Annotated in this window: 19 protein-coding genes and 1 other annotated feature; of the genes, 2 read left to right on the forward strand and 17 right to left on the reverse strand. The window is 37.4% G+C overall.

Going from position 1 to position 21,008, the window contains the following annotated elements; genetic code table 11:
- Positions 1-85 precede the first annotated feature (85 nt).
- The 4 genes from C8269_RS06365 to C8269_RS06385 form a co-directional block, all read right to left on the reverse strand.
- On the reverse strand, positions 86-535 hold the full coding sequence (locus C8269_RS06365; protein ID WP_106460879.1) for an 8-oxo-dGTP diphosphatase: 450 nt from the start codon (positions 533-535) through the stop codon (positions 86-88).
- Between the two features lie 67 nt (positions 536-602).
- A complete protein-coding gene (gene ileS, locus C8269_RS06370) occupies positions 603-3,722 on the reverse strand; it encodes an isoleucine--tRNA ligase (RefSeq protein ID WP_106460880.1) in 3,120 nt (1,039 codons plus the stop codon).
- A 267-nt stretch (positions 3,723-3,989) separates the two neighbouring features.
- Complete coding sequence (locus C8269_RS06380) at positions 3,990-4,481, reverse strand: AMMECR1 domain-containing protein (protein WP_106460882.1); 492 nt, start codon at positions 4,479-4,481, stop codon at positions 3,990-3,992.
- Positions 4,474-4,956 (reverse strand): glutathione peroxidase, encoded by a 483-nt coding sequence (locus C8269_RS06385; protein ID WP_106460883.1) that lies wholly within the window; start codon positions 4,954-4,956, stop codon positions 4,474-4,476. The genes C8269_RS06380 and C8269_RS06385 overlap by 8 nt, the downstream gene beginning before the upstream one ends.
- A gap of 396 nt (positions 4,957-5,352) precedes the next feature.
- Between C8269_RS06385 and C8269_RS06390 the strand changes: the two genes are divergently transcribed.
- The gene (locus tag C8269_RS06390) at positions 5,353-6,645 is read left to right on the forward strand and encodes an O-acetylhomoserine aminocarboxypropyltransferase/cysteine synthase family protein (protein WP_106461146.1); all 1,293 of its coding nucleotides are present in this window, start codon (positions 5,353-5,355) and stop codon (positions 6,643-6,645) included.
- A 41-nt stretch (positions 6,646-6,686) separates the two neighbouring features.
- Here the strand turns inward: C8269_RS06390 and C8269_RS06395 are convergent, their stop codons facing one another.
- The 9 genes from C8269_RS06395 to C8269_RS06435 form a co-directional block, all read right to left on the reverse strand.
- Positions 6,687-9,662, reverse strand: a complete 2,976-nt coding sequence (locus tag C8269_RS06395; RefSeq protein ID WP_106460884.1) for a hypothetical protein — start codon at positions 9,660-9,662, stop codon at positions 6,687-6,689.
- Positions 9,663-9,829: 167 nt separating this feature from the next.
- Positions 9,830-10,699 (reverse strand): MetQ/NlpA family ABC transporter substrate-binding protein, encoded by an 870-nt coding sequence (locus tag C8269_RS06400; protein WP_106460885.1) that lies wholly within the window; start codon positions 10,697-10,699, stop codon positions 9,830-9,832.
- 67 nt (positions 10,700-10,766) lie between these two features.
- Complete coding sequence (locus C8269_RS06405) at positions 10,767-11,432, reverse strand: methionine ABC transporter permease (RefSeq protein WP_106460886.1); 666 nt, start codon at positions 11,430-11,432, stop codon at positions 10,767-10,769.
- Complete coding sequence (locus tag C8269_RS06410; RefSeq protein ID WP_106460887.1) at positions 11,419-12,450, reverse strand: methionine ABC transporter ATP-binding protein; 1,032 nt, start codon at positions 12,448-12,450, stop codon at positions 11,419-11,421. Before C8269_RS06410 ends, C8269_RS06405 begins: the two co-directional genes overlap by 14 nt.
- Before the next feature lie 62 nt (positions 12,451-12,512).
- Positions 12,513-12,744 (reverse strand) — a binding site (T-box leader).
- A 77-nt stretch (positions 12,745-12,821) separates the two neighbouring features.
- Positions 12,822-13,973: a [FeFe] hydrogenase H-cluster maturation GTPase HydF gene (hydF, locus tag C8269_RS06415; RefSeq protein WP_106460888.1), complete on the reverse strand. Its 1,152-nt coding sequence runs from the start codon at positions 13,971-13,973 to the stop codon at positions 12,822-12,824.
- Complete coding sequence (gene hydG, locus C8269_RS06420) at positions 13,957-15,375, reverse strand: [FeFe] hydrogenase H-cluster radical SAM maturase HydG (RefSeq protein ID WP_106460889.1); 1,419 nt, start codon at positions 15,373-15,375, stop codon at positions 13,957-13,959. The genes hydF and hydG overlap by 17 nt, the downstream gene beginning before the upstream one ends.
- Before the next feature lie 164 nt (positions 15,376-15,539).
- Positions 15,540-15,860: a type II toxin-antitoxin system RelE family toxin gene (locus C8269_RS06425; protein WP_106460890.1), complete on the reverse strand. Its 321-nt coding sequence runs from the start codon at positions 15,858-15,860 to the stop codon at positions 15,540-15,542.
- Positions 15,857-16,180, reverse strand: a complete 324-nt coding sequence (locus C8269_RS06430) for a type II toxin-antitoxin system Phd/YefM family antitoxin (protein WP_106460891.1) — start codon at positions 16,178-16,180, stop codon at positions 15,857-15,859. The genes C8269_RS06425 and C8269_RS06430 overlap by 4 nt, the downstream gene beginning before the upstream one ends.
- Positions 16,181-16,282: 102 nt before the next feature.
- On the reverse strand, positions 16,283-16,510 hold the full coding sequence (locus C8269_RS06435; RefSeq protein ID WP_106460892.1) for a glutaredoxin family protein: 228 nt from the start codon (positions 16,508-16,510) through the stop codon (positions 16,283-16,285).
- Between the two features lie 127 nt (positions 16,511-16,637).
- Between C8269_RS06435 and C8269_RS06440 the strand changes: the two genes are divergently transcribed.
- The gene (locus C8269_RS06440; RefSeq protein WP_106460893.1) at positions 16,638-16,925 is read left to right on the forward strand and encodes a hypothetical protein; all 288 of its coding nucleotides are present in this window, start codon (positions 16,638-16,640) and stop codon (positions 16,923-16,925) included.
- Here C8269_RS06440 and rsmA read toward each other — a convergent pair.
- Genes rsmA through metG form a run of 4 tightly spaced genes read right to left on the reverse strand, consistent with a single transcriptional unit; the run spans position 16,911 to position 20,981 of the window.
- Positions 16,911-17,753, reverse strand: a complete 843-nt coding sequence (rsmA, locus tag C8269_RS06445) for a 16S rRNA (adenine(1518)-N(6)/adenine(1519)-N(6))-dimethyltransferase RsmA (RefSeq protein WP_106460894.1) — start codon at positions 17,751-17,753, stop codon at positions 16,911-16,913. The genes C8269_RS06440 and rsmA overlap by 15 nt on opposite strands.
- The gene (gene rnmV, locus C8269_RS06450; protein WP_106460895.1) at positions 17,750-18,280 is read right to left on the reverse strand and encodes a ribonuclease M5; all 531 of its coding nucleotides are present in this window, start codon (positions 18,278-18,280) and stop codon (positions 17,750-17,752) included. Before rnmV ends, rsmA begins: the two co-directional genes overlap by 4 nt.
- A complete protein-coding gene (locus tag C8269_RS06455; protein WP_106460896.1) occupies positions 18,277-19,035 on the reverse strand; it encodes a TatD family hydrolase in 759 nt (252 codons plus the stop codon). The genes rnmV and C8269_RS06455 overlap by 4 nt, the downstream gene beginning before the upstream one ends.
- Entirely contained in the window at positions 19,035-20,981 is a 1,947-nt protein-coding gene (gene metG / locus C8269_RS06460) for a methionine--tRNA ligase (RefSeq protein WP_106460897.1), read from the reverse strand. Before metG ends, C8269_RS06455 begins: the two co-directional genes overlap by 1 nt.
- Positions 20,982-21,008: the final 27 nt, after the last annotated feature.

The raw sequence follows: 21,008 nt of genomic DNA on the forward strand, positions 1-21,008 counted from the left end.
AGGCAAGGACTTAATCTAAATAATATTGATATTTATATGCAATAACCCTTAAATTTTTTGTAAGAAAAAAGTCCTATCTCTAGGACTAAAAATAATTTATCTCTTCTTTTCCAGCTCTAAAATCCCAAAAGACCTCCCTGCATTCTCCCTCATAGATTTTTAGGATATGGTTCATGGACATGGATTTGGGATTGATCTTTTTGAAGTCTTCATAATCTTGCCAAAAAAGCTTGCCTTCCCTATTATCTGTGATAAGGTCTCCTTCAAAATCGCTTGTTTCATAAAGAAGGCCCACATCCTTTCTCTCATCAGTGATCCAAGTGATGATGCCGACAAGCTTTGGATTTTTGATATCTAGGTTGGTTTCTTCTTTGGCCTCCCTTATGGCTGCATCTTCAAAGGATTCTCCCTCTTCAACCTTGCCTCCAGGAAAAGTGAGTCCCTCCCAGCCATATTTTTTGACCTTGTCTAATACCAGGACCTCGCCTGTGTCTTTATTATAAATTTTTATCATGTTCATTAGTAATACTTGCATTTTTATACCTCTCTTAGAGATTATACAGACTTAAAAAGAGGCTAGCAAATGCCAGCCCCTCATTAGTCTATAATCTTTCTAGACTTATTTTAACTTTCTTATCGTTTAATTCTAGATCTTCACCATCAAGTTCTGCTTTTGATAGATTTTCTGCTAGGGTTTCTTTTTTGATTACTTCCGCAAACTTTTCAAGAGAGCCTGCAAGGTCAGGATCAGCATCAAAAGCAATATTTATCCTATCTGTAACCTCAAAACCAGAGTCTTTTCTTAGGTTTTGAATTTTTGAGATAAATTCTCTAGCATAACCTTCATCTCTTAAATCTTCTGTGATTTCTGTATCTAGGATTACAAAGACATTGCCATCTATTTCCACATCAAAGCCTTCCTTGGCTGAGATTCTGATGTCTAGATAGTCCTTACTTACTTCGAATTCTTCACCGCCTAGTTCTACCTTTACTGGGCCTTCTTCGACCTTTTCTATAAAATCTTTGGCATTTGTTGTTGCAAGGTATTTAGCAAAGTCGTTTACCTTGGATTGGAAAATCCTACCCACTACCCTAAAATCTGGTTTTAGGAAGTAGTTCATAAATTCTGATAGGTCATCTTCAAAGTCGACTTCCTTGATATTTAGCTCTTCTTTTATAAGTGGAAGGAGATTGTCTAATCTTTCCTTATAAGATCCATCTACTACAATCTTTGATAGAGGTTGACGAACCTTGATTGCTTCTTTTTCTCTTGAAGCACGGCCTAGGTTTACAATCTTTCTTACAAGGTCCATGTCAGCTTCGATTTTTTCATCGATTAGGCTTTCGTTTGCTTCTGGCAAGATTTGGGTATGAACTGTTTCTTCGCCTGTTAGCTTCTTAAAGACTTCCTCTGCTAAGAATGGTGTGATTGGCGCTATTAGCTTGGCTAGGGTCACTAGGACATCGTAAGTTGTCTTATAAACTGCCTTTTTAGAATCAGTCATATCTTGAGACCAGAATCTCTTCCTATTTCGTCTGATATACCAATTTGATAAATCTTCTACTACAAAGTCATTTATCTCGTGAACTACCTTATTGAAATCAAAGCTATCCATATAAGAATCGTAGTCTTTGATTAGGCTGTTAAGTCTTGAATATAGCCATTTGTCTATATTGTCAAGTTTTACATCAGAAAATCCTTTGATATCCTCTAGGCTTAGGCCATCTGTTCCTGCATAAAGGGCAAAGAAATTGTAGACATTTTCAAAAGTTCTGAAGAAGTTGTTTTTAACTTCTACTAGGCCTTTTTCGTCAAATTTGGTTTGCATCCAAGCTGGTGATACGTATAGGGAGTAGAATCTTACCGCATCTGCCCCATATTTATCAAAGAGGGCGAATGGGTCTAGGGTGTTGCCCAAAGATTTTGACATCTTTCTGCCGTTTTTATCTACTACTAGGTCATTTACAAGGACATTTTTAAATGGAGCCTTGCCAGTGGTTATTGTTGAAATAGCCATTAGTGAGTAGAACCAGCCCCTTGTTTGGTCGATTCCCTCGCAGATAAAGTCTGCTGGGTAGTAGTCATTCTCAAATAATTCTTTGTTTTCAAATGGGTAGTGGAGTTGGGCAAATGGCATGGATCCTGAGTCAAACCAAACATCCATTACGTCTGGAACCCTAGACATGGTGCCCCCGCACTTGTCACACTTGATATGGACATCATCTACATATGGTCTGTGTAGCTCTATATCTTCTGAAATATCCTCTATTGCACGCTCTTTTAGCTCAGCACGACTGCCTACTGTATCTGTGTGGCCGCACTCACATCTCCAGATATTAAGTGGTGTACCCCAATATCTAGACCTAGATATTGCCCAATCCTTGACATTGGCTAGCCAATTGCCAAATCTCTTCTCACCTATTGTTTGTGGGAACCAGTTTACTCCATCATTATTTTCTACCATCTTATCTGAGAACTTGCTCATTTCGATATACCAAGATGGTCTTGCATAATAGATTAGTGGTGTGTGGCATCTCCAGCAGTGTGGATAGTTATGCTCCATTGTTTCCTTGGCAAATACTTTGCCTTCTTCTTGTAAATGTCTCCAGATTTTCTCGTTGGTATCGAAAACAAATTCACCCTTCCAAGGGGTTGTGGTAAATTTACCTTCTAAATCAACTGGTTGGACGAAGTCTAGGTCATATTTTCTACAAGCTTGGTAGTCGTCCTCACCAAAGGCTGGTGCTATGTGGACAATACCAGTACCATCTTCTGCTGATACATAGTCAGCTAGGATGACCTTAAAGGCCTTGCCTGGTTGGGTCTTAACATATGGCATCAATTGCTCATATTCTAAAAGCTCAAGGTCAGTACCTTTCATTTCCTCGACAAGTTCATAATCTCTCTTATCCATAAGTTTTCCCATCAGAGATTTGGCCATGTAATAATAGCAATCATCTTCTTTATCAAAAACTTTTACATAAGTTAATTCAGGATTTACAGCAAGGGCAAGGTTTGATGGCAAGGTCCATGGAGTTGTGGTCCATGCTAAGAAATATTCATTGTCAGCATCTTTCTTTTTGAACCTAACTGTAAGGGTGATGGTCTTTTCAAATTCATAGCCTTGGGCTACCTCGTGGCTGGCAAGACCTGTACCACATCTTGGACAATAAGGCATAACCTTGGCACCTTCATAGATTAAACCTTCCTTGAAGGCCTTATCTAGAAGCCACCACTCACTTTCAATGTAGTCATTGTTCATGGTTACATATGGGTGGTCCATGTCGTAAAGATATCCCATCCTATCTGACATGTCTCTCCACATATCAGAATATTTCCAAACAGATTCCTTACATAATTTGTTAAATTTCTCTATGCCGTATTCTTCTATGTCGTTTTTATCATGAAAGCCAAGTTGCTTTTCTACTTCGATTTCAACCGGAAGACCGTGTGTATCCCAGCCGGCCTTTTTAAGGACTCTGTAGCCTCTCATGTTCTTATAGCGGCTTGTCATATCCTTTAGGGTTCTGGCTATAACGTGGTGGATGCCTGGCTTACCATTTGCTGTTGGAGGGCCGTCATAGATTACATAATCTTTCCCGTCTTTTCTTGTTTCAAACGTCTTATCAAGAAGGTCAATATCTTCCCAAAACTTTTGGATATGGGCTTCTCTTTCTCTGACATTTTTACTGTTAATTTCTTCAAAATGATGATTGCACATATGATTTCCTTTCTAATAAAAAAGGACCGTCCATACAGACGGTCCACTTATTTCCTGATTTGCTCTTAAGGATTGGCATTCCTACTAGGCTACTTATTTCACCTAATAAACAATAAAGATGATCTTCACTCATATCTCCCCTAGCATTCTCACCAACCATGCCTCTCTGAAGCTTTGATATAAGTTACTCTTCTTTATATAGTCTAATCTATATACTTTCTCAAATAGTGTACTATTTTACTTGCTTTTGTCAAATTTTAAAGCGACCTAGATATGTCTTTTTATTTTAAATTTCTCCATGCTAAATATGTCGTAGGCATCGACATTGGCCCTTTTCTTGGCATCTTCAAACATCTGAAAGTCTGTCTCATAATCTTCCCTAAAGACTAGGGCTGGATTATTTGAGTAATTTAAAAGTAGGCCTGAGTAAACGCCAAAGTCTTCAAGCTTTTCCATTGCTTTTACCTTTGTTACCTCCAAAACTTGGATATAGATATCGTCTAATTCATCAAGTCTTAGGGCAAAGGCATTGTCAAATACGCCTAGATTTACTGCTTCATAGATTATATCTAAGGCTATATTTGACCTGGTTGGGTAGATTGAGCCAGACCTTTCTGTCCTATCACCCTTGGTAATTTGGATTAGGACACCGTTGTGGTTGTTTTTTAATTCCTCGTCATATTTTTCTAAATACTTGCCATTTTCAAGATAATATCTTATAGATTCGAAGGCAAGTTCTACTAGCTTATCCTTATGCATTTAATTCTTCCTCTATGTCCTTTGCTATATTTTTTGGCTTTTTGGCTGAGCCGTATCTTTTAACAACATTTCCATTTTTATCTATCAAAAACTTGGTGAAATTCCACTTTATGGCAGGGCCTGCTAGTCCGCTCTTTTGGCTTTTTAGGAAGGTGTAGAGTGGGTCTTCATTGTCTCCATTTACATCTATCTTATCAAACCTATCAAAGCTTGTTCCAAAATTAAGCTCGCAAAAGCCATTAATTTCTTCTATATCTCCAGGTGCCTGAGCTCCAAATTGATTTGATGGGAAGTCTAGAATTTCAAATCCCCTATCCTTGTATTTTTCATAAAGTTCTTCTAAGCCTTCATATTGTGGGGTAAAACCACATTTTGTAGCAGTATTTACTATAAGTAGGACCTTGCCCTTATATTTTTCAAGAGAAACCATTTCTCCTTGATCATTTTTTACCTTAAAATCATAAACTGTAGTCATTTTAATCTCCTTATCACGATTAACTTATCTCCTATATTATACGACTTTTCCAGATAAATTCAGTTGACAAAAGATTTAAGTAGCATATATTATAAGCATATCATAAACTTTATATGAGAAAGAGTAGTGCAGATAATCAAGCAAAGAGAGCTTCGTTGTGGTGAAAGAAGTGGAGAGAGTTTGTATGAAGATGGTTCTCATTTAGGATTTCCCGATATTAGGGATTTACGTCAGCTTACGTTACAGAGCGAGAGTATGTTAGTACTCGGTGAGATTATATGAGTGATTATATAATAATTTAAGGTGGTACCGCGATTTTACGCCCTTGTTATTCCTATAGGAATAATGAGGGCTTTTTTTAAGCTTATGATAAATATTATAAAAGAGGTAAGAAAAATGACAGATAAAAGAAAAGAAAACATCGACACCCTTTGCCTAAGAGCAGGCTATGAAATTGAAAATGGTGGAGCGAACATCCCACCAATCTCCCAATCTACAACCTTTAAATACAATTCTACCAAGGAAGTTGCAGACCTATTTGACCTAAAAGAAGCAGGATTTTTCTATACCAGGCTGGGCAATCCTACAGTAGATGCCCTAGAAAAAAGACTAGCCGCCCTTGATGGAGGCGTAGCAGCAGTAGCCACAGGCAGCGGCCAGGCTGCAAATCTTCTTGCAATAACAAATATAGCAGGAGCAGGAGACCATGTCATAGCCCTAAATAACATCTATGGAGGAACCTACAACCTCATAGGCACCACCCTTAAAAATTTTGGCATAGAAGCTACTTTTGTTCCTTGTAATGACATAGATGCCCTAAAGGCAGCCATCAAGGATAATACCAAGCTAATTTTTGGAGAATCCCTCACAAATCCAAAGGCAGATGTCCTAGACATTGAAAAATACGCAAAAGTAGCCCACGAGAATAATATCCCACTAATCTTAGACAACACTCTAGCAACCCCAGCTCTCCTCCGTCCAATAGAGCACGGTTGTGATATAGTAACCTACTCATCAAGCAAATACCTAGATGGTCATGCAGCAGCCATGGGTGGAATCATAGTAGATAGCGGAAATTTCGACTGGAAAAAGGGAGATTTCAAAGTCCTCACAGAAAAGGATGAATCCTACCACGGCCTAGTCTTTGCAGACCATTTCGGAAAGGCAGCCTATGCAGCAAGACTCCGTACAGTAGGCCTACGTGACCTAGGCACAATCCAATCACCATTTAACGCCTACCTCACCCTCCTAGGCCTAGACACCCTAGCCCTAAGAATGGAAAGACACAGCCAAAACGCCCTAGCCGTAGCAGAATTCTTAGAAGATAACCCATATGTAGATAGGGTATCCTACCCATTTTTAAAATCATCTGCCTCTTACGACCTAGCCCAAAAATACCTAAGCGGAGGAGCAGGGGTCCTATCCTTTGAGATAAAAGGCGGAAAAGATGCAGCAGTCAAATTCATAGACTCCCTAAAATTAGTAAGACTAGCAGTCCACGTAGCAGATGTCAGAAGCCTAGCCCTCCACCCAGCAAGCTCCACCCACAGACAATTATCAGATAAAGAGCTTGAAAGTGTAGGAATCAGCCCAAGCCTTATTAGATTATCAATAGGAATAGAACATATCGACGATATAATCGCAGACTTAGGCCAAGCTCTTGAGAAAGCTTGCTTAAAGCAAAATTAACATTTAATTTTAGGGGGCTTTGCCCCCTAATTTTTTAAGTCCTATTTATTTTTATCGAGCTTTCCCAAATATTTCATAACTGTAAGGCTATCTTTGTATAGGTCGTTTAAATCTCTTTTTTCTACGTTAAAGGCTAGAGTAGTGTTGAAATTCTCATTTTTAAAGTTACTTATATTATTTAAGGCTTCGCAGACTGTGAAGAAATCTATTCCTTCATTGTATAAGCCTAAGCTTTTTGATATAAGTATCCTATTTTTCTTTGATTTGATGGTATCATCGTCAAAACAGGAATATATCATATTAAATACTCTTTCAGCATCACTTATATTAATTTCCCTCAAATTAACTAGTCTATTTGCTTCCTTTACAGCATTTCCTGCACCGACTGAGTTTGCAAATATCTGTGTCCCTATAACTTTCATATAAGCATCATTTATCTTCATTGTATCAGGATTAACTTTGCTAGTAGCCTTTAAAAGGTCGAGTCCTTTTATAAGGTTGCCATCTTCATCAGATATATATCCATCGAAATTCACTGCCATTCCCACCGATATCATATCATAATGAAAGATATACTTTTTATCAGCAAACTTTATAGTTTTATCAACTGATTCATCTTTGATAGAAGATATGATTTCTTTGGCTAGAGAAATATCTCTTAAATGCGAAGATAGGCGGCTTAAGCTCTTAAAATCACTTTTTGTATACTTGCTAGATTCTGCCACCTTTATATTTTCTAGAAATTTTAAATAGGTCATTGTCTCAGCGTAGTCAAACCACTTATCTCTTAATTCTATAGTAGCTTTATCGTATTTACCTGGCTTATATATGTCTTGTATAAAGGCATATTTATCTCTTGATTTTGTATTTATATCTTTGATCTGGCCCATATATGATCTAAACTTTGTCTCTCTTAAATAATCTCCAGAGGAAATTTTCTTCATATTATTATTAAAGACCGGGTTTAAACAATATGTGTATTTTTCAGATTTATTTTCTCCATCTACAATTTGAATAGAAAGAGAAATGGTCCTATCCTTGCCCCAATCAAAAAGCAACCACTGCTTAACTTCTATATCAATTGGTTTTTCACTAATCAAGTAGCCATCCTTATCTTCTTTAATAAATTCCATAGCCTTTACTATTATTCTAGCTGTTGGAGGATAGTCCTTATAATTTAGGACTCTTAATGATATATTTCTTACATAATCTAGGCCATCCTCTGCCCCAACTATGGAGATGATGGGTTTTACATCTTTAACATTTGCCCTTAATTTAGGATTAATTTTATCATTCGCTTCAATCTCAACCTGTTTTTCTTCATCAATTTTCTTATTATCTGCTTTTTCTTCTATTTTTTCTTCAGCTATTTTTTGTTCAGAATTTTCCTCTTCATTTTCTAGATTAATAGGTTCTTCAATAGTTGAATTTTCATCACTTTTCTCATTTAGGTCAATTTCTTCTGAAGCATTGGCAGAATTTTTTTCAAATTGCCTATCGACTTGATAATATTTATAATATTCTATTCCTTCTTGCAATGATCCGCCCATTTCTGTGTATTCATGGTAATAATATTTGTTAGCGTAGGTGTCCACATCTTTATAAAAGGTCGCCACCTTTGTAGAAATATCAGGCTCATAGACCTTGTTATTTGCAACAGAATATATATAGCAATCTGAATTACTTGAGCCGTAATTTTCTTCTATGGCGAGGTATTGGTCATCCCCTGCATCAAAGGCCCCTTCATTTAAGATTTTGTAATAACCACCACTATCAGCATAAGGCTTCATATCTATCAAATCTTTGACCTTGCTTATATTTAAGTCTTCATCTACAAAGACAAGTTCAGGCTTATAATCTTTATTCATAGCTACTACAAAGGCAGCAAGCTTGCCATTATTATCGTAATCTGCTATATAGACTTCTTCCTTGCCTTCTTGCTGAGATATATTGAGATTTTCCCTTATAAAATTAAGCATTTTAGCATAGGCATCTTTATCTTCGATGCTAGAGCTCCTTGTTTTAGGGCCTACTGCTATGTTTTTATTATTGGCGAAGTTTTCCTTGGCAACTTCGTTATATTTTTCTATGCTAAGGTCAAAAAGTTCTACAGGTCTTAATTTTTCTCTGAAGTCGTTTAATTCCTCCAGGCTGAAATCTTCTTTTGTATCATCAAAAATCATTAGCCTATCAAAGTTATCAACCCCGTTTGGATAATTTTCGTCAATTTTTTCTATTGGTGGTTCTGAATAATAGTCTGCGTAAAGCTTGGTGGCTTTTCCCTTGCTATCAGCTGTGTATAGAAAATTTGCCATAAGCCTATCATCTACCTTGTTTATGCCATATATTTCATCTTGATAATAAGAAGAATCCGCATAAAGATTACCTTCTTCATCAAAGTATAAATTTTCTGGCTGAAAGCTTATCTCTGATCCACCTAGATAGCCCATGGTGTTGTATTTTCCATCTCCTAAATATTGGACAATCACTATTGATGAAAACATCTTGGATTTTTCTTTTAAGACTAAGAGAGGGTATTTAAAATCCTTATGGTCTATGAGGTTAAAATAATAGGACCCGTGTTGGTATGAAGTTTTAAAATACTTTCCATCAACATAGGTATCATCATTTAGATAAGTAATTATGTGAGAATTATCCTCTGTCGAAATATAATCCCTAAGGGGTAGGTCAGAATTTAATATGTCCCTATAGCAATCTATAAAAGATAGGTCATCATAGGTCTTCTCCTCATTTTCCACAATATTTTCATTTTGTACCTTGCTTTCTACATTTTCTTCTTTTGGATAATCTTCCTCAATATTAGGATTTTCATTACTTGATTGATAATTTTGATTCTCCTGGTCATTTCCCTTATCTTGATCAACAACCTCATCCACCTTATCCTTCACAACTTGGCCTAATTGCGACAAATCATCAGTAACTTCATCAACTTTTGTTTGATAATCACAAGATGTAAAAACAAAAACCATACAAGCAATTAAGAGTATTTTTTTCATAGACAACCTTCCTTATTTATCTCTTTAGCTAATTATATCACATAATTTAGGTTAAATGAATAAGATCTCTTGCAAACATTGTGTAAGTGGCCTTAATGAAATGAAATAATACTTTTACCTTGGATAAAAAAAAGGTCTTAGGGAAGGTACCCTAAAACCTTATTTTTTTACCAAGCTGGTATCCAAGATCCTTTTGTTATTCTCTCGTAATCAGCTTTTGTTTCGTCTGTTTGGTAGTATTTTACGAATTCTTTGTATCTTTCATTGTTTTCGTCTTCTTTTCTTGCTGCGATTATATTGATATATTGTTTTACTGATTCGCTTTTTGGATTTTCTTCATAGATTATTGTCTTTCTATCTAGGCCTGCATCTAGGGCGAAGGTGTCGTTTACTGCTGCTGCGTCTACATCATCTAGGCTTCTTGATGTTTGTGATGCGTCCATTTCGATTATTTCTAGGTTCTTTGGATTTTCTTTTATCTTATCTAGGCCTACAATCTCGCCTGGTTCACCTTCTACTTTGATAAGTCCTGCATCTTGAAGGAGGAATAGGGCTCTTGAGCCATTTGATGGGTCATTTGGTATTGCTATTCTTGCTCCTTCTTCTAAGTCATCTAGGCTTTTTACCTTATTTGAGAATAGGGCAATTGGTGCTAGCATTGTATCGCCGATTGATACTAAATCACTTCCCCTGTCTGCGTTAAATTCGTCTAAGAATTTGTAGTGTTGGTAGGCGTTTAGGTCTATATCTCCTGCTAGAAGGGCTTCGTTTGGTTGGTTGTAGTCTGCAAATTTGACTAGCTCTATCTTATCACCTGTTCCTTCTTCATATCTTTTTATAACTTCTTCTAGGACTTCGTTGTATTCTCCTACTACACCGATTTTGATTGGGCCTTTGTCATCTTTTTTTTCTGCTTTTTCTGCTGTCTCTGTCTTTGGTGCCTCTGCTGCCTTTTCTTCTGTCTTGCTGTTAGATCCGCAAGCTGTTAGTGTTGCCACTAGACCTAGGGCTAGGGCGATTTTTGCTGTTAATTTCATTATTTTCTCCTTTATATTTTTATGAATTTGAGTAACGTTCCAACAATATATATTAAAATCTTTTAGATTAGTGACTTGTTTTTCTTATTAGGTAGTTTGCTATAGCCTGGATGATATAGACTATTACAAGTATTAGTACTACTGCTACCACTACCACATCATCTTTGTATCTTTGATAACCTAGGGCTATGGCCAAATCTCCTATACCTCCTGCACCGACTATGCCTGCCATTGCTGTAAGGCCTAATAGGGAGATTAGGGTTATGGATGATGCCCTGATTAGGCTTGGTAGGCCTTCTCTTAGGTATACTCTTATTATTATCTCAAAGGGGCTTAGCCCCATGGCATCTGCCGCCTCTATCTTGCCCGGTTCTACTTCTGCTAGGGCTTGTTCTACTTGCCTTGCAAAAAATGGAGCTGTTGAAAATACTAGGGGTACTATGGCTGCTGTTGGCCCTATCCTGGTATTTACAATTGCCTTGGTTATTGGGACTACTAGGGCTATCATGATTACAAAGGGTATGGCCCTAAAGAGGTTGGTTAGCTTATCTAAAATGCTATAGATTGTTTTATTTTCTAAGATCCTTCCCTTATCTGTAACTACCATTATCACCCCAAGGATTAGTCCAAGGATGCCTGCAAATATAGCAGATACGATTAGCATGTAGAGGGTTATCCCAAAGTCACTTATTATCCTATCTTTAATCGATAGAGAATAATCAAAGAATCCCATCCTTACCTCCTAAAATTTCTATGTTTGTCTTCTTATCCTTTAGGTAGGCCCTTACCTGGCTTAGGTTTTTGTCATCGCCCTTTATGGTTACGATGAGGTTGCCTACTGGTGTTCCATTTATAAATTCGATGTTGCCTGCAAGGATATTGGTTTTTATACCAAATTTCTCATTTAGCTCATTTATGATTGGCTCTGTTGTGGCATCTCCCAAGTAGTCTAGCTTGGCTAGTTGCTCATCTGCCTTTAAAATTCCAAGGTTAGCCTTTACTTCCTCTATTGTCTCCCTGGTGTTGGTACTGGTTTCAACAAATTCTTTGGTTAGGTCATTTTGAGGATTGGCGAATATTTCTAGGGTTGTGCCCATTTCAATGATTTCTCCACCCTGCATGACTGCACATTTGTTGCAAAGGTCCTTTACCACTTCCATCTGGTGGGTTATTATTACTATGGTTAGCTTAAGCTCTTGGTTGAGCTCTTTTAAGAGCTTTAGGATTTGCTTGGTTGTCTTTGGGTCTAGGGCGCTTGTGGCCTCATCACAAAGGAGGATTTCAGGGTCTGATGCTAGGGCCCTTGCTATGGCACATCTTTGCTGCTGGCCTCCTGATAATTCCCTCGGATAGTTATCTGCCTTATCACCAATTCCAACCTTTTCCAAAAGCCTTTGGGCCTTGTCTCTTTTTTCTTCAGGGCTTAGGCTCTTATCTTTTTTGATTGGAAATATTACATTGTCAATTACTGTCAGGTTGTTTAGGAGATTGAAGTGTTGGAAGATCATTCCAATTTTTTTCCTCCTTGCCCTTAGGTCTTTTTGGCTTAAATCTAGGAGGTTTTCCCCATCGATTAGGACCTCTCCCTCACTTGGTCTTTGGAGGAGATTGATTGTCCTAACTAGGGTCGACTTGCCTGCCCCAGAAAAGCCTACAATACCGAAGGCATCCTGCTCTTCTATTTCTAGACTCACATCCTTGACAGCCTTAAAGCCGTCAAAGTCTACGCTTATATTTTTTAATTCTATCATCTTTCTCTCTTTTCTCTTCTTATAGATTATAAAAAAAACGTCCTTACATTTCCAAAAGGAAACATAAGGACGTTTTGACGCGTTACCACCTTATTTTATACCTGGGTCACCCCAAATATACACTCATCAAGTACAAACATACTCTTCTTCTATAACGGGAATTCCCGTATGGGTCTCATATCGACTCATCCCATCCGAGGCCATCTTCATCTAAGCTTTAATTCACCCCTTTGCACCAACCGGGGCTCTCTGTAGAAAATCCACTTAAACTACTCTTCTCTTCAAATGGTTTGTAAATCTATTATCGAATTGATAGTCATATAATACCATCTTTAATTTTTTATGTCAAATTTATAAGGCATAATTTTTATTTATTTATCTGGAAGGGTGATTTTATCAAGGATACCGCTAAGTTTGGCTATTGCCATGCCATAATTTGTCATAGGAACATCAGCTTCTTTTGATTTTGCTAGCCTATTTAGGACATGGGTCCTATTAAACATACATGATCCACAAGTGATGATTAGGTCGTATTTTGAATAATCTATAGGGTCATTGCCCCTTACAAAATCTATATTTACATCAGGGTGGGTCTTTCTTATAAGCTTTGGAATCTTGACTGTACCTATGTCTTCTTCTATAGGAGGATGGGTGCAGGCTTCTGCTATTAGGATATTTTTGATATCATCATCAAGCCTTGCAGCTGACTTTACAAAATAATTTATATCCCCCTTAAAAGCAGAAAATAGGACTGAAAAGCTTGTAAGCAAAACTCCTTCTGGCTTTTTCTGATAGACTTCCTTAAAGACCTGGCTATCTGTGATTATCAAATCTATTTTATTAAGAGATTTAATAGTCGCCTCAAAATTTTCCAGATTTGTACAAATAGCTGTGGCATTTTTATCTATTATTTCCCTTATGGTCATGACTTGCGGCTTTATGAGCCTATCCTTAGGACTTGCTGCATCTATCGGCATGACAAGGACTACCGTATCGTGAGATTTGACTAGGTTTTTGGTGATAGATAGGTCTTCTTTTTTGTAAATCTTTCTAATCCTAGCAAAAATCTCATCCCTTGCCTGGGTATTTCTAATATCAACAGGGATTGGGGCCTTATCCTTAAATTCTTCAAGGATTTTCTCTCCCCTATCCTTATCCATGTGCATGGCAAGGAAAATCACAGGTTTATTGATTTTCTCTAAGATTTTTAGGTCATCATCTTCAGATAGGCAATAGAGAAATATGTCAATCTTATCTATCTCTGCCAGGGATTTTTCTATTCTTTTTTCTGATAGGTCACTCCTATCTGCAAAACCTGCCGTATCAACAAGGACAACCGGCCCAAAGTCTGTTATCTCCATGGCCTTTCTGATTGGATCTGTTGTAGTCCCTTCCTTTTCAGAGACTATGGCATGGTCAAGACCTGTCAGATAGTTTAGAAGGGTTGATTTACCAGCATTAGTCCTACCAAAAATCCCTATATGACATCTTTCACTAAAGCCTGTCTTAGATATAGAGGTCACGGATGCCTTCCTCAACGTTTTTGATATTTTCTCTTGTGGACTCCCTTATCCCTTCATTTTCAATGTTTGGAAGTTCTCTTTCGATTAGCTTGTCAATATCAGTCTTAGTTTGTGGGCTTGCGTAGTCTACTCCATATTCTTTTAGGGTAACTAGGGCGTTTGGATGGCAGATATTGCCTATACCGTGCTCTTTGACCATGCCCATGAAGACTTCACCAGTCCTGCCCTTTCTGTAGCAGGCTGTGCAGAAGGATGGGACGTGGTTTTTGGATATAAGCCAGTCAACAACCTCATCCAAGCTCCTATTGTCAGATAGCTCAAATTGGTCAGAGCCTACTGTTTCATCATCTGTATAGCCACCTACTGATGTCTTAGAACCACCAGAAATTTGGCTTATGCCAAGCTCAAGCAATCTATCACGCATAGCCTCAGATTCACGGGTTGATACAATCATGCCTGTGTATGGGGCTGCAATTCTTATGCAGGCTACAACTTTTGCAAACATATCATCTGATAAAGAATTGTCAAAATCATCAGGGTCTATATCATCTGCAGGCTGGATTCTTGGGACAGAAATTGTATGAGGGCCTACGTTAAATCTGGCTTCAAGGTGCTCAGCATGCATCAATTGGCCGACAAATTCATATTCGTAGGAATCAAGTCCATATAAAACTCCCATGCCCACATCATCGATTCCACCTTCCATGGCCCTATCCATGGCTTCTGTGTGGTATTCATAATTTGATTTTGGACCGAACTTGTGAAGTTCTTCGTATTGTTTTTTGTTATAGGTTTCTTGGAAGAGGATATAGGTACCAATCTCAGCTTCCTTAAGCTTCCTATAATTTTCTACAGTTGTAGCGGCAATATTTACATTGACCCTTCTTATTGCACCGTTTTTGTGCTTGATTCCATAAATTGTCTTGATAGATTCAAGGATGTATTCGATTGGGTTATTGATTGGGTCTTCGCCAGCCTCTAGGGCAAGTCTCTTGTGGCCTAGGTCTTGGAGGGCAATAACCTGTTCTTTAATCTCTTCTTGGCTAAGTTTTCTTCTTGGAATAGTCCTATTTTGTCCATGGTATGGGCAATATACACAACCATTTACACAATAATTTGATAGGTAAAGGGGTGCAAATAAGACAATCCTATTGGCGTAAAACTTGTGCTTAAGATCTTTGGCAAGGTTGAAAATCTCTTCATTAAGGTCATCTTCCTTGGATGATAAAAGCACAAAGGCCTCCCTATGGGATAGGCCCTTGGCCTTTTTTGCCTTTTCTAAGATAGCTTTGATAAGGTCCCTATTGTGGGCATTTGCCCTACCATAATCTAGAGTTTCAAGTATCTCTTCGTGATTTATAAATTCAGCTGCCTTAGTAGAGGCAGGATCGTATTTAGTCATATTTCCTTCTTTCTTTTCTATGTAAATTTTACTTATATTTATTAACCTACCTATAATTATAATACTTTTGGACAATTTTTTAAAATAATTTTTTATATAACAAAATAAATTAGCCGATAAAGGAAAATCCTCACACAAAAAGAGCCAGTAACCTAGCCCTTTGCTTACTTATTTATTCTTCTATAGGCTTCTTTATAAACATCCAAATCAGACCTAGCTCCAATTATTATTACTAGCATCTGTCCGTCAACTTCAACTAATTTATAAACAATCCTAAGACCTGAAGACCTAAGTTTGATTTTTAGAAAATCTGACAAATCAAGACCATTTTTATTCCTTAAAGGCTTTCCATAGCCTCCCTGGCTTGCAGGAAGTGGGTTTTCTAGGACTCTTTTTAAAATCTTATCCACTTGTTTTCTCATAGACCCATCAAGGCTCATGTAGTCCTTATAAGCATCCTTAGTTAAAACTAATTTGTATTTCATAGGATTTCATCTAAATCAATTGCTTGGGTATCTTCCAAACTAATACCTGCAAGTTTTTCAAATTCTTCCTGGCTGATTAAATCTTCTTCTTTTAAGGACTTCATCCTCTTTTCTGCTAAGATTAAGTCTTTTAAGTCTTCTATCTCATCTAATAACTTGCTATAGTCATCTACTGATATTAGGACACATTCTGGAGAATTATTTTTGAAAACAAGTTTAGGGCCCTTTTTATTGACCTCATCAAAAATTTTTCCAGCTTGACCCTTGTTAAAATCAGAAATAGCTACAGTTTTTTCTTTAATATTTCTTACAAAATCCATAAGACCCTCCTATATAATAACTATATATTTATCTATAAAAATATCAATGCTTTAATCGATAAATCCCCACACAAAAAAGAGCCAGTCTCCTGGCCCTTCTTACTATTTTAATTTTTCTTCGATAACTTCCTTATCAAAGCCTACGATGTCTTCGCCATCGATGTTTATGACAGGTACTCCCCTGTAGCCTTTTTCTATAAGGTAGTTAACTGCTTCCTTGTCCTTGTCGATGTTTTTTTCTGTGTATTCAATGCCTTTTTCATTGAAATATTGTTTTGCTGCCTTGCAAAATACGCAAGTATTTGATGTGTAAATTGTAATATCGTGCATATACTCCCTCTTTCTTTTTCTCTATTTTATATATACCCAAAAAATAAAATTAGTATAAAATAAAAATAAGACCGAAGTCTCAATTAGAAATATACCCACAAATTTTTATCTTAAACAAGGAGTAGTCATGAGTAAGCAAAATTTTTCCTACAAGGACCTTAAAAACCTATTAGAAATAGGCCATGAAATCGAATTTATTTTTGATAATGTCCCTTATTCGATAAATAATCTGGGCGATGAAAATCATGAACATGCCTGGGTCTTATCAAGTCCTGATGCTAATGTTTATTTGGCTGACTTTGATGACAGGGATGGGCTTTTTGCCGCCCTCGATAAAATTATTATCAAAGAAAAAAGCCTAGAAGAGATCATATATAAAGTACTCTACGACCCCTCTAGCCTAACAATTTTCTAAGCTATTTGCTATATTTATAAAATCATCTAGGGAGAGATTTTCTGCCCTTAGATTTTCTTTTAGGCCTAAATTGGCAAAGGCCTCCTTCAAATCTTTTTTATCTGCAACTGCTGATAGGGAATTTAGGATGGTCTTGCGTCTTTTAGCAAAACCTGCCCTCACTAGGCTAAAAAGCCTATCCCTGTCCACATCCTTGTCATAGGCCCTTAAATCTAACCTTAGGACTGCCGAGTCTATTTTTGGAGCTGGCATGAAGACTGATTTTGGCACATTGGTTAGCCTTTTGGCATCTGCATAATATTTTACAAAGACTGATAGAGATGAGTAGTCCTTGTTTTTTTCATCAGCTAACATCCTATCTGCCACTTCCTTTTGGACCATGACAGTCATAGACGAACAATTTATCTCATCTTCAAAGATTTTTTCTATAATTGGAGTTGTTATATAATAGGGAAGATTTGATACAAAGGCAAAGGGATCTCCTGCGAAATATTTTTCCTGGATTTCTACAAGGTCTGTCTTTAAAATATCGGCATTTATAATCTCTACATTGTCAAATCCTTCCATATTTTCTTCAAGGATTGGAATCAAGGTCGAATCAATTTCTATCAAGACTAGTTTTTTGCAAGTTTTTGCCATTTCATAGGAAATTGTCCCGATGCCTGGGCCTACTTCTATGACATTTTTCCCTGCTACATCTGCCCCATCTACAATTTTATCGACGAAATTCTTGTCTATGAGGAAGTTTTGGCCAAGGGATTTTGAAAATCTAAAGCCATAAAGGTCTATTATATCTTTTACAACTTTTGGTGAATATAGTTTTTTCATAAAGCTTCAACTCCCCTTTCAAATTCTTCTCGGCTGATTCCAAAGGAATTAAGTTTTGACAAAAGGCCCTTAGCATTATAATAGCCGATGCCTAGAAAATCTCCAAGCTTAGCCCTTTTTTCTCTGGAATTTTCTCCAATGGCAAGACCATTATTAAATAAGTCTGCCATGGTAAATTCGCTTAGCTTATCAATCTTTGTTGCCTTGGCCTTTTTTAGGGCTTCAATAATTACTTCTGGCTCAGCATTTTCAACACCCAAGTCGCCCTTTTTAATGGCCTTGTTTCTGTCAATATAGGCGTGCTTGGCTGTTGGGATTTCTCTTCCAATCTTAGCCCTGATTTTCTTACCAGCATAGTCTGGGTCAGTTAAAATTATTATCCCGCACCTGTCGTTGATGGCCTTAAGCCTATCAATGAGGTCCTTGTCAAAGGCTAGACCATTTGTAGCTATAATTTCACAGTCTACCGCCCTTTTGACATTGGCTATATCATCTTTTCCTTCTACTACTAGGCATTCTTTTATCATAAATTGAAAAACTCCTTGGCATTTTTGCTGGTCCACTTGGCAATGGTTGATAGCTTTTGGCCCCTGATTTCTGCAATTTTCTGGGCAACCTCTATTATCCTACGTGGGTCATTCCTAAGGCCCCTAAAGGTCTTTGGAGTAAGGTAGGGGCTATCTGTTTCAAGCATGAGCCTATCAAGTGGGACAAGGGCTGCTGCTTGCTTTTCATTTAGGCCATCCTTGTAGGTTACAACTCCGCCAAGAGAGATGTAAAAGCCCCAATCCATGTAGGTTTTTAGAGTCTTTTCATCTGTCGAAAAACAGTGAATTTGGACCTTTAAGTCTGTATAGTCTTTTAAAATTTCCATTATATCTTCTGTGGCATCCCTATTGTGGATTACAACTGGCAGGTCAAGTCTTCTGGCCATTTCTAATTGCTTGATAAAAACTTCCTTTTGGAGGGCCTTAGTTTCTGTGGTCCAATAGTAATCAAGGCCGATTTCTCCTATGGCTACTGCCCCATCTTTGGCTAATTTTTCAATTTCCTCTAAATCATTTTCTCCCATTTGATCCACATCTGATGGGTGGATGCCTACCTGGGCATAGAAATTGTCAAAGTCCTTGGCAAGGGCAATATTTGCCCTTGAATTTGCGAGATTTGTTCCTGGATTTACCACTGCTTCTACAAAGAAATTAGACAGGTCTCTTAGGATAAAGAGCCTGTCCTGGTCAAATTCTTCGCTTGTTAAGTGGGCGTGAGAATCTATTAGTTTCATTAAGATACCTTGCTTCCTGGCTTGATGTCAGCTAGGGTTGAAAGAAGGGTCAAATCATCTTCAAAGTCTGCTGCAAGGAGCATGCCTTGAGATTCAATTCCACGCATCTTTCTTGGGGCTAGGTTTTTGACAACAATTACATTTTTGCCAAGCAAATCTTCTGGCTTGTACCATTTTTTGATGCCTGATACGATTGTCCTAGTCTCTGTACCTATATCGACTTTAAAGACCAAAAGCTTGTCAGCATCTGGATGGAAGTCTGCTTCTACAATTTTTCCTACAACTAGGTCAAGCTTGGTGAAGTCTTCGTAGGCAATTTCAGCCTTTTCATCTTCCTTCTTATCATCTACCTTGCTATCAACAAGTCTTTCCTGGATAAGGGCGTTGTTTTTATCGTGAAGTTTTGCAAGCTCTTCATCAACATCAAGTCTATCAAATAAGTTCTTACCCTTTGATACTTTGCTTCCCTCTTCTAGAAGGCCAAAGGTCTTGGCAGATTCGATTCCCTTATTGCTTGTGCCTAATTTTTCAAGGATTATTTTTGTGGTATCCTTCATGGTTGGCTCAATTAATTGGGCAACAATTCTTAAGGTCTCAGCAAGGTTATATAAAACTCTGTTTAGTCTTGGAAGATTTGCCTCATCACGACCAAGAATCCAAGGCTCAGTCTCATCTACATATTTATTGGCACGACGGATTAGCTTCCAAACTGTCTCAAGAGCCTCGTTGAATTTAAAGTCATCCATGAGTCTTACAAATTCTTCGTAGGTCTTTCCAGCTAGAGCAATTAATTCATCATCATATTTATCAGTTTCTGTACCCTTTTCGATTATGCCGCCATTGTATTTAGAAATCATTGAAGTAGTTCTAGAAACAAGATTGCCAAGGTCGTTTACAAGGTCTGAATTGTATCTTTCCATAAATTTCTTAGCAGAAAAGTCCCCATCAGATCCAAAGTTAAATTCTCTTAGCATGAAATACTTAAGGGCATCATTACCATAAAGGTCTACTAGTGGCTCTGGATACATGATATTGCCCTTAGACTTACTCATCTTGTCATTTTCGAATAAAATCCAACCGTGGGCAAAAACTTTTTCTGGAAGTGGAAGGTCAAGAGCCATCAAAAGCGCTGGCCAAATAATAGTATGGAATCTTACTATATCCTTACCTATTAAATGAACACTTGCTGGCCAATATTTCTCAAATTTCTCCTTGTCTGTGCCGAAACCTATTGCTGATAGATAGCAAGATAGGGCATCAATCCATACATAAACAACGTGTTTATTATCAAATGGGACATCCACTCCCCAATCAAAGGAAGTCCTTGTCACAGATAGGTCAGAAAGGCCCTTGTCTATGAAGTTATTAAGCATTTCTTTTTGCCTAAACTTAGGCTCCAAAAATTCTGGATGATCTTTGAATAATTCTTTAAGCTTGTCTGTATATTTTGATAATCTAAAGAAATATGTCTCTTCTTCTTGGTACTCTACATCACGACCACAATCTGGGCACTTACCATCTTCTAGCTGGCTTTCAGTCCAAAAAGTCTCACAAGGTGTACAATAATAACCCTTGTACTCGCCCTTGTAGATGTCACCTTGTTCATAAAGTTTATTAAAAATATCCACTACATCCTTTTCGTGGTCCTTGCCAGTAGAACGGATAAAGGTGTCGTAATTAATATCTAGCTTTTCCCATAATTTGATGGTCTCTGCCGCAATCTTATCTACAAATTCTTGTGGCTCTTTGCCATGGGCATGGGCAGATTCCATAATCTTTTGTCCATGCTCATCAGTACCTGTAACAAGATAAGCATCATAACCCATCAAATTTTTATATCTTTTTAAAACATCCGCAATTATTGATGTATAGGTATTTCCTATATGTAAATTGGAGTTTGGATAATATATTGGTGTTGTAATATAATAAGGTTTCTTATTAGTCATCTAGTCATCTCCTATAAATAATTCTTA

Origin of the sequence: Anaerococcus sp. Marseille-P3915 (assembly GCF_900258475.1) — a bacterium.
Lineage (GTDB): Bacteria > Bacillota > Clostridia > Tissierellales > Peptoniphilaceae > Anaerococcus > Anaerococcus kampingae.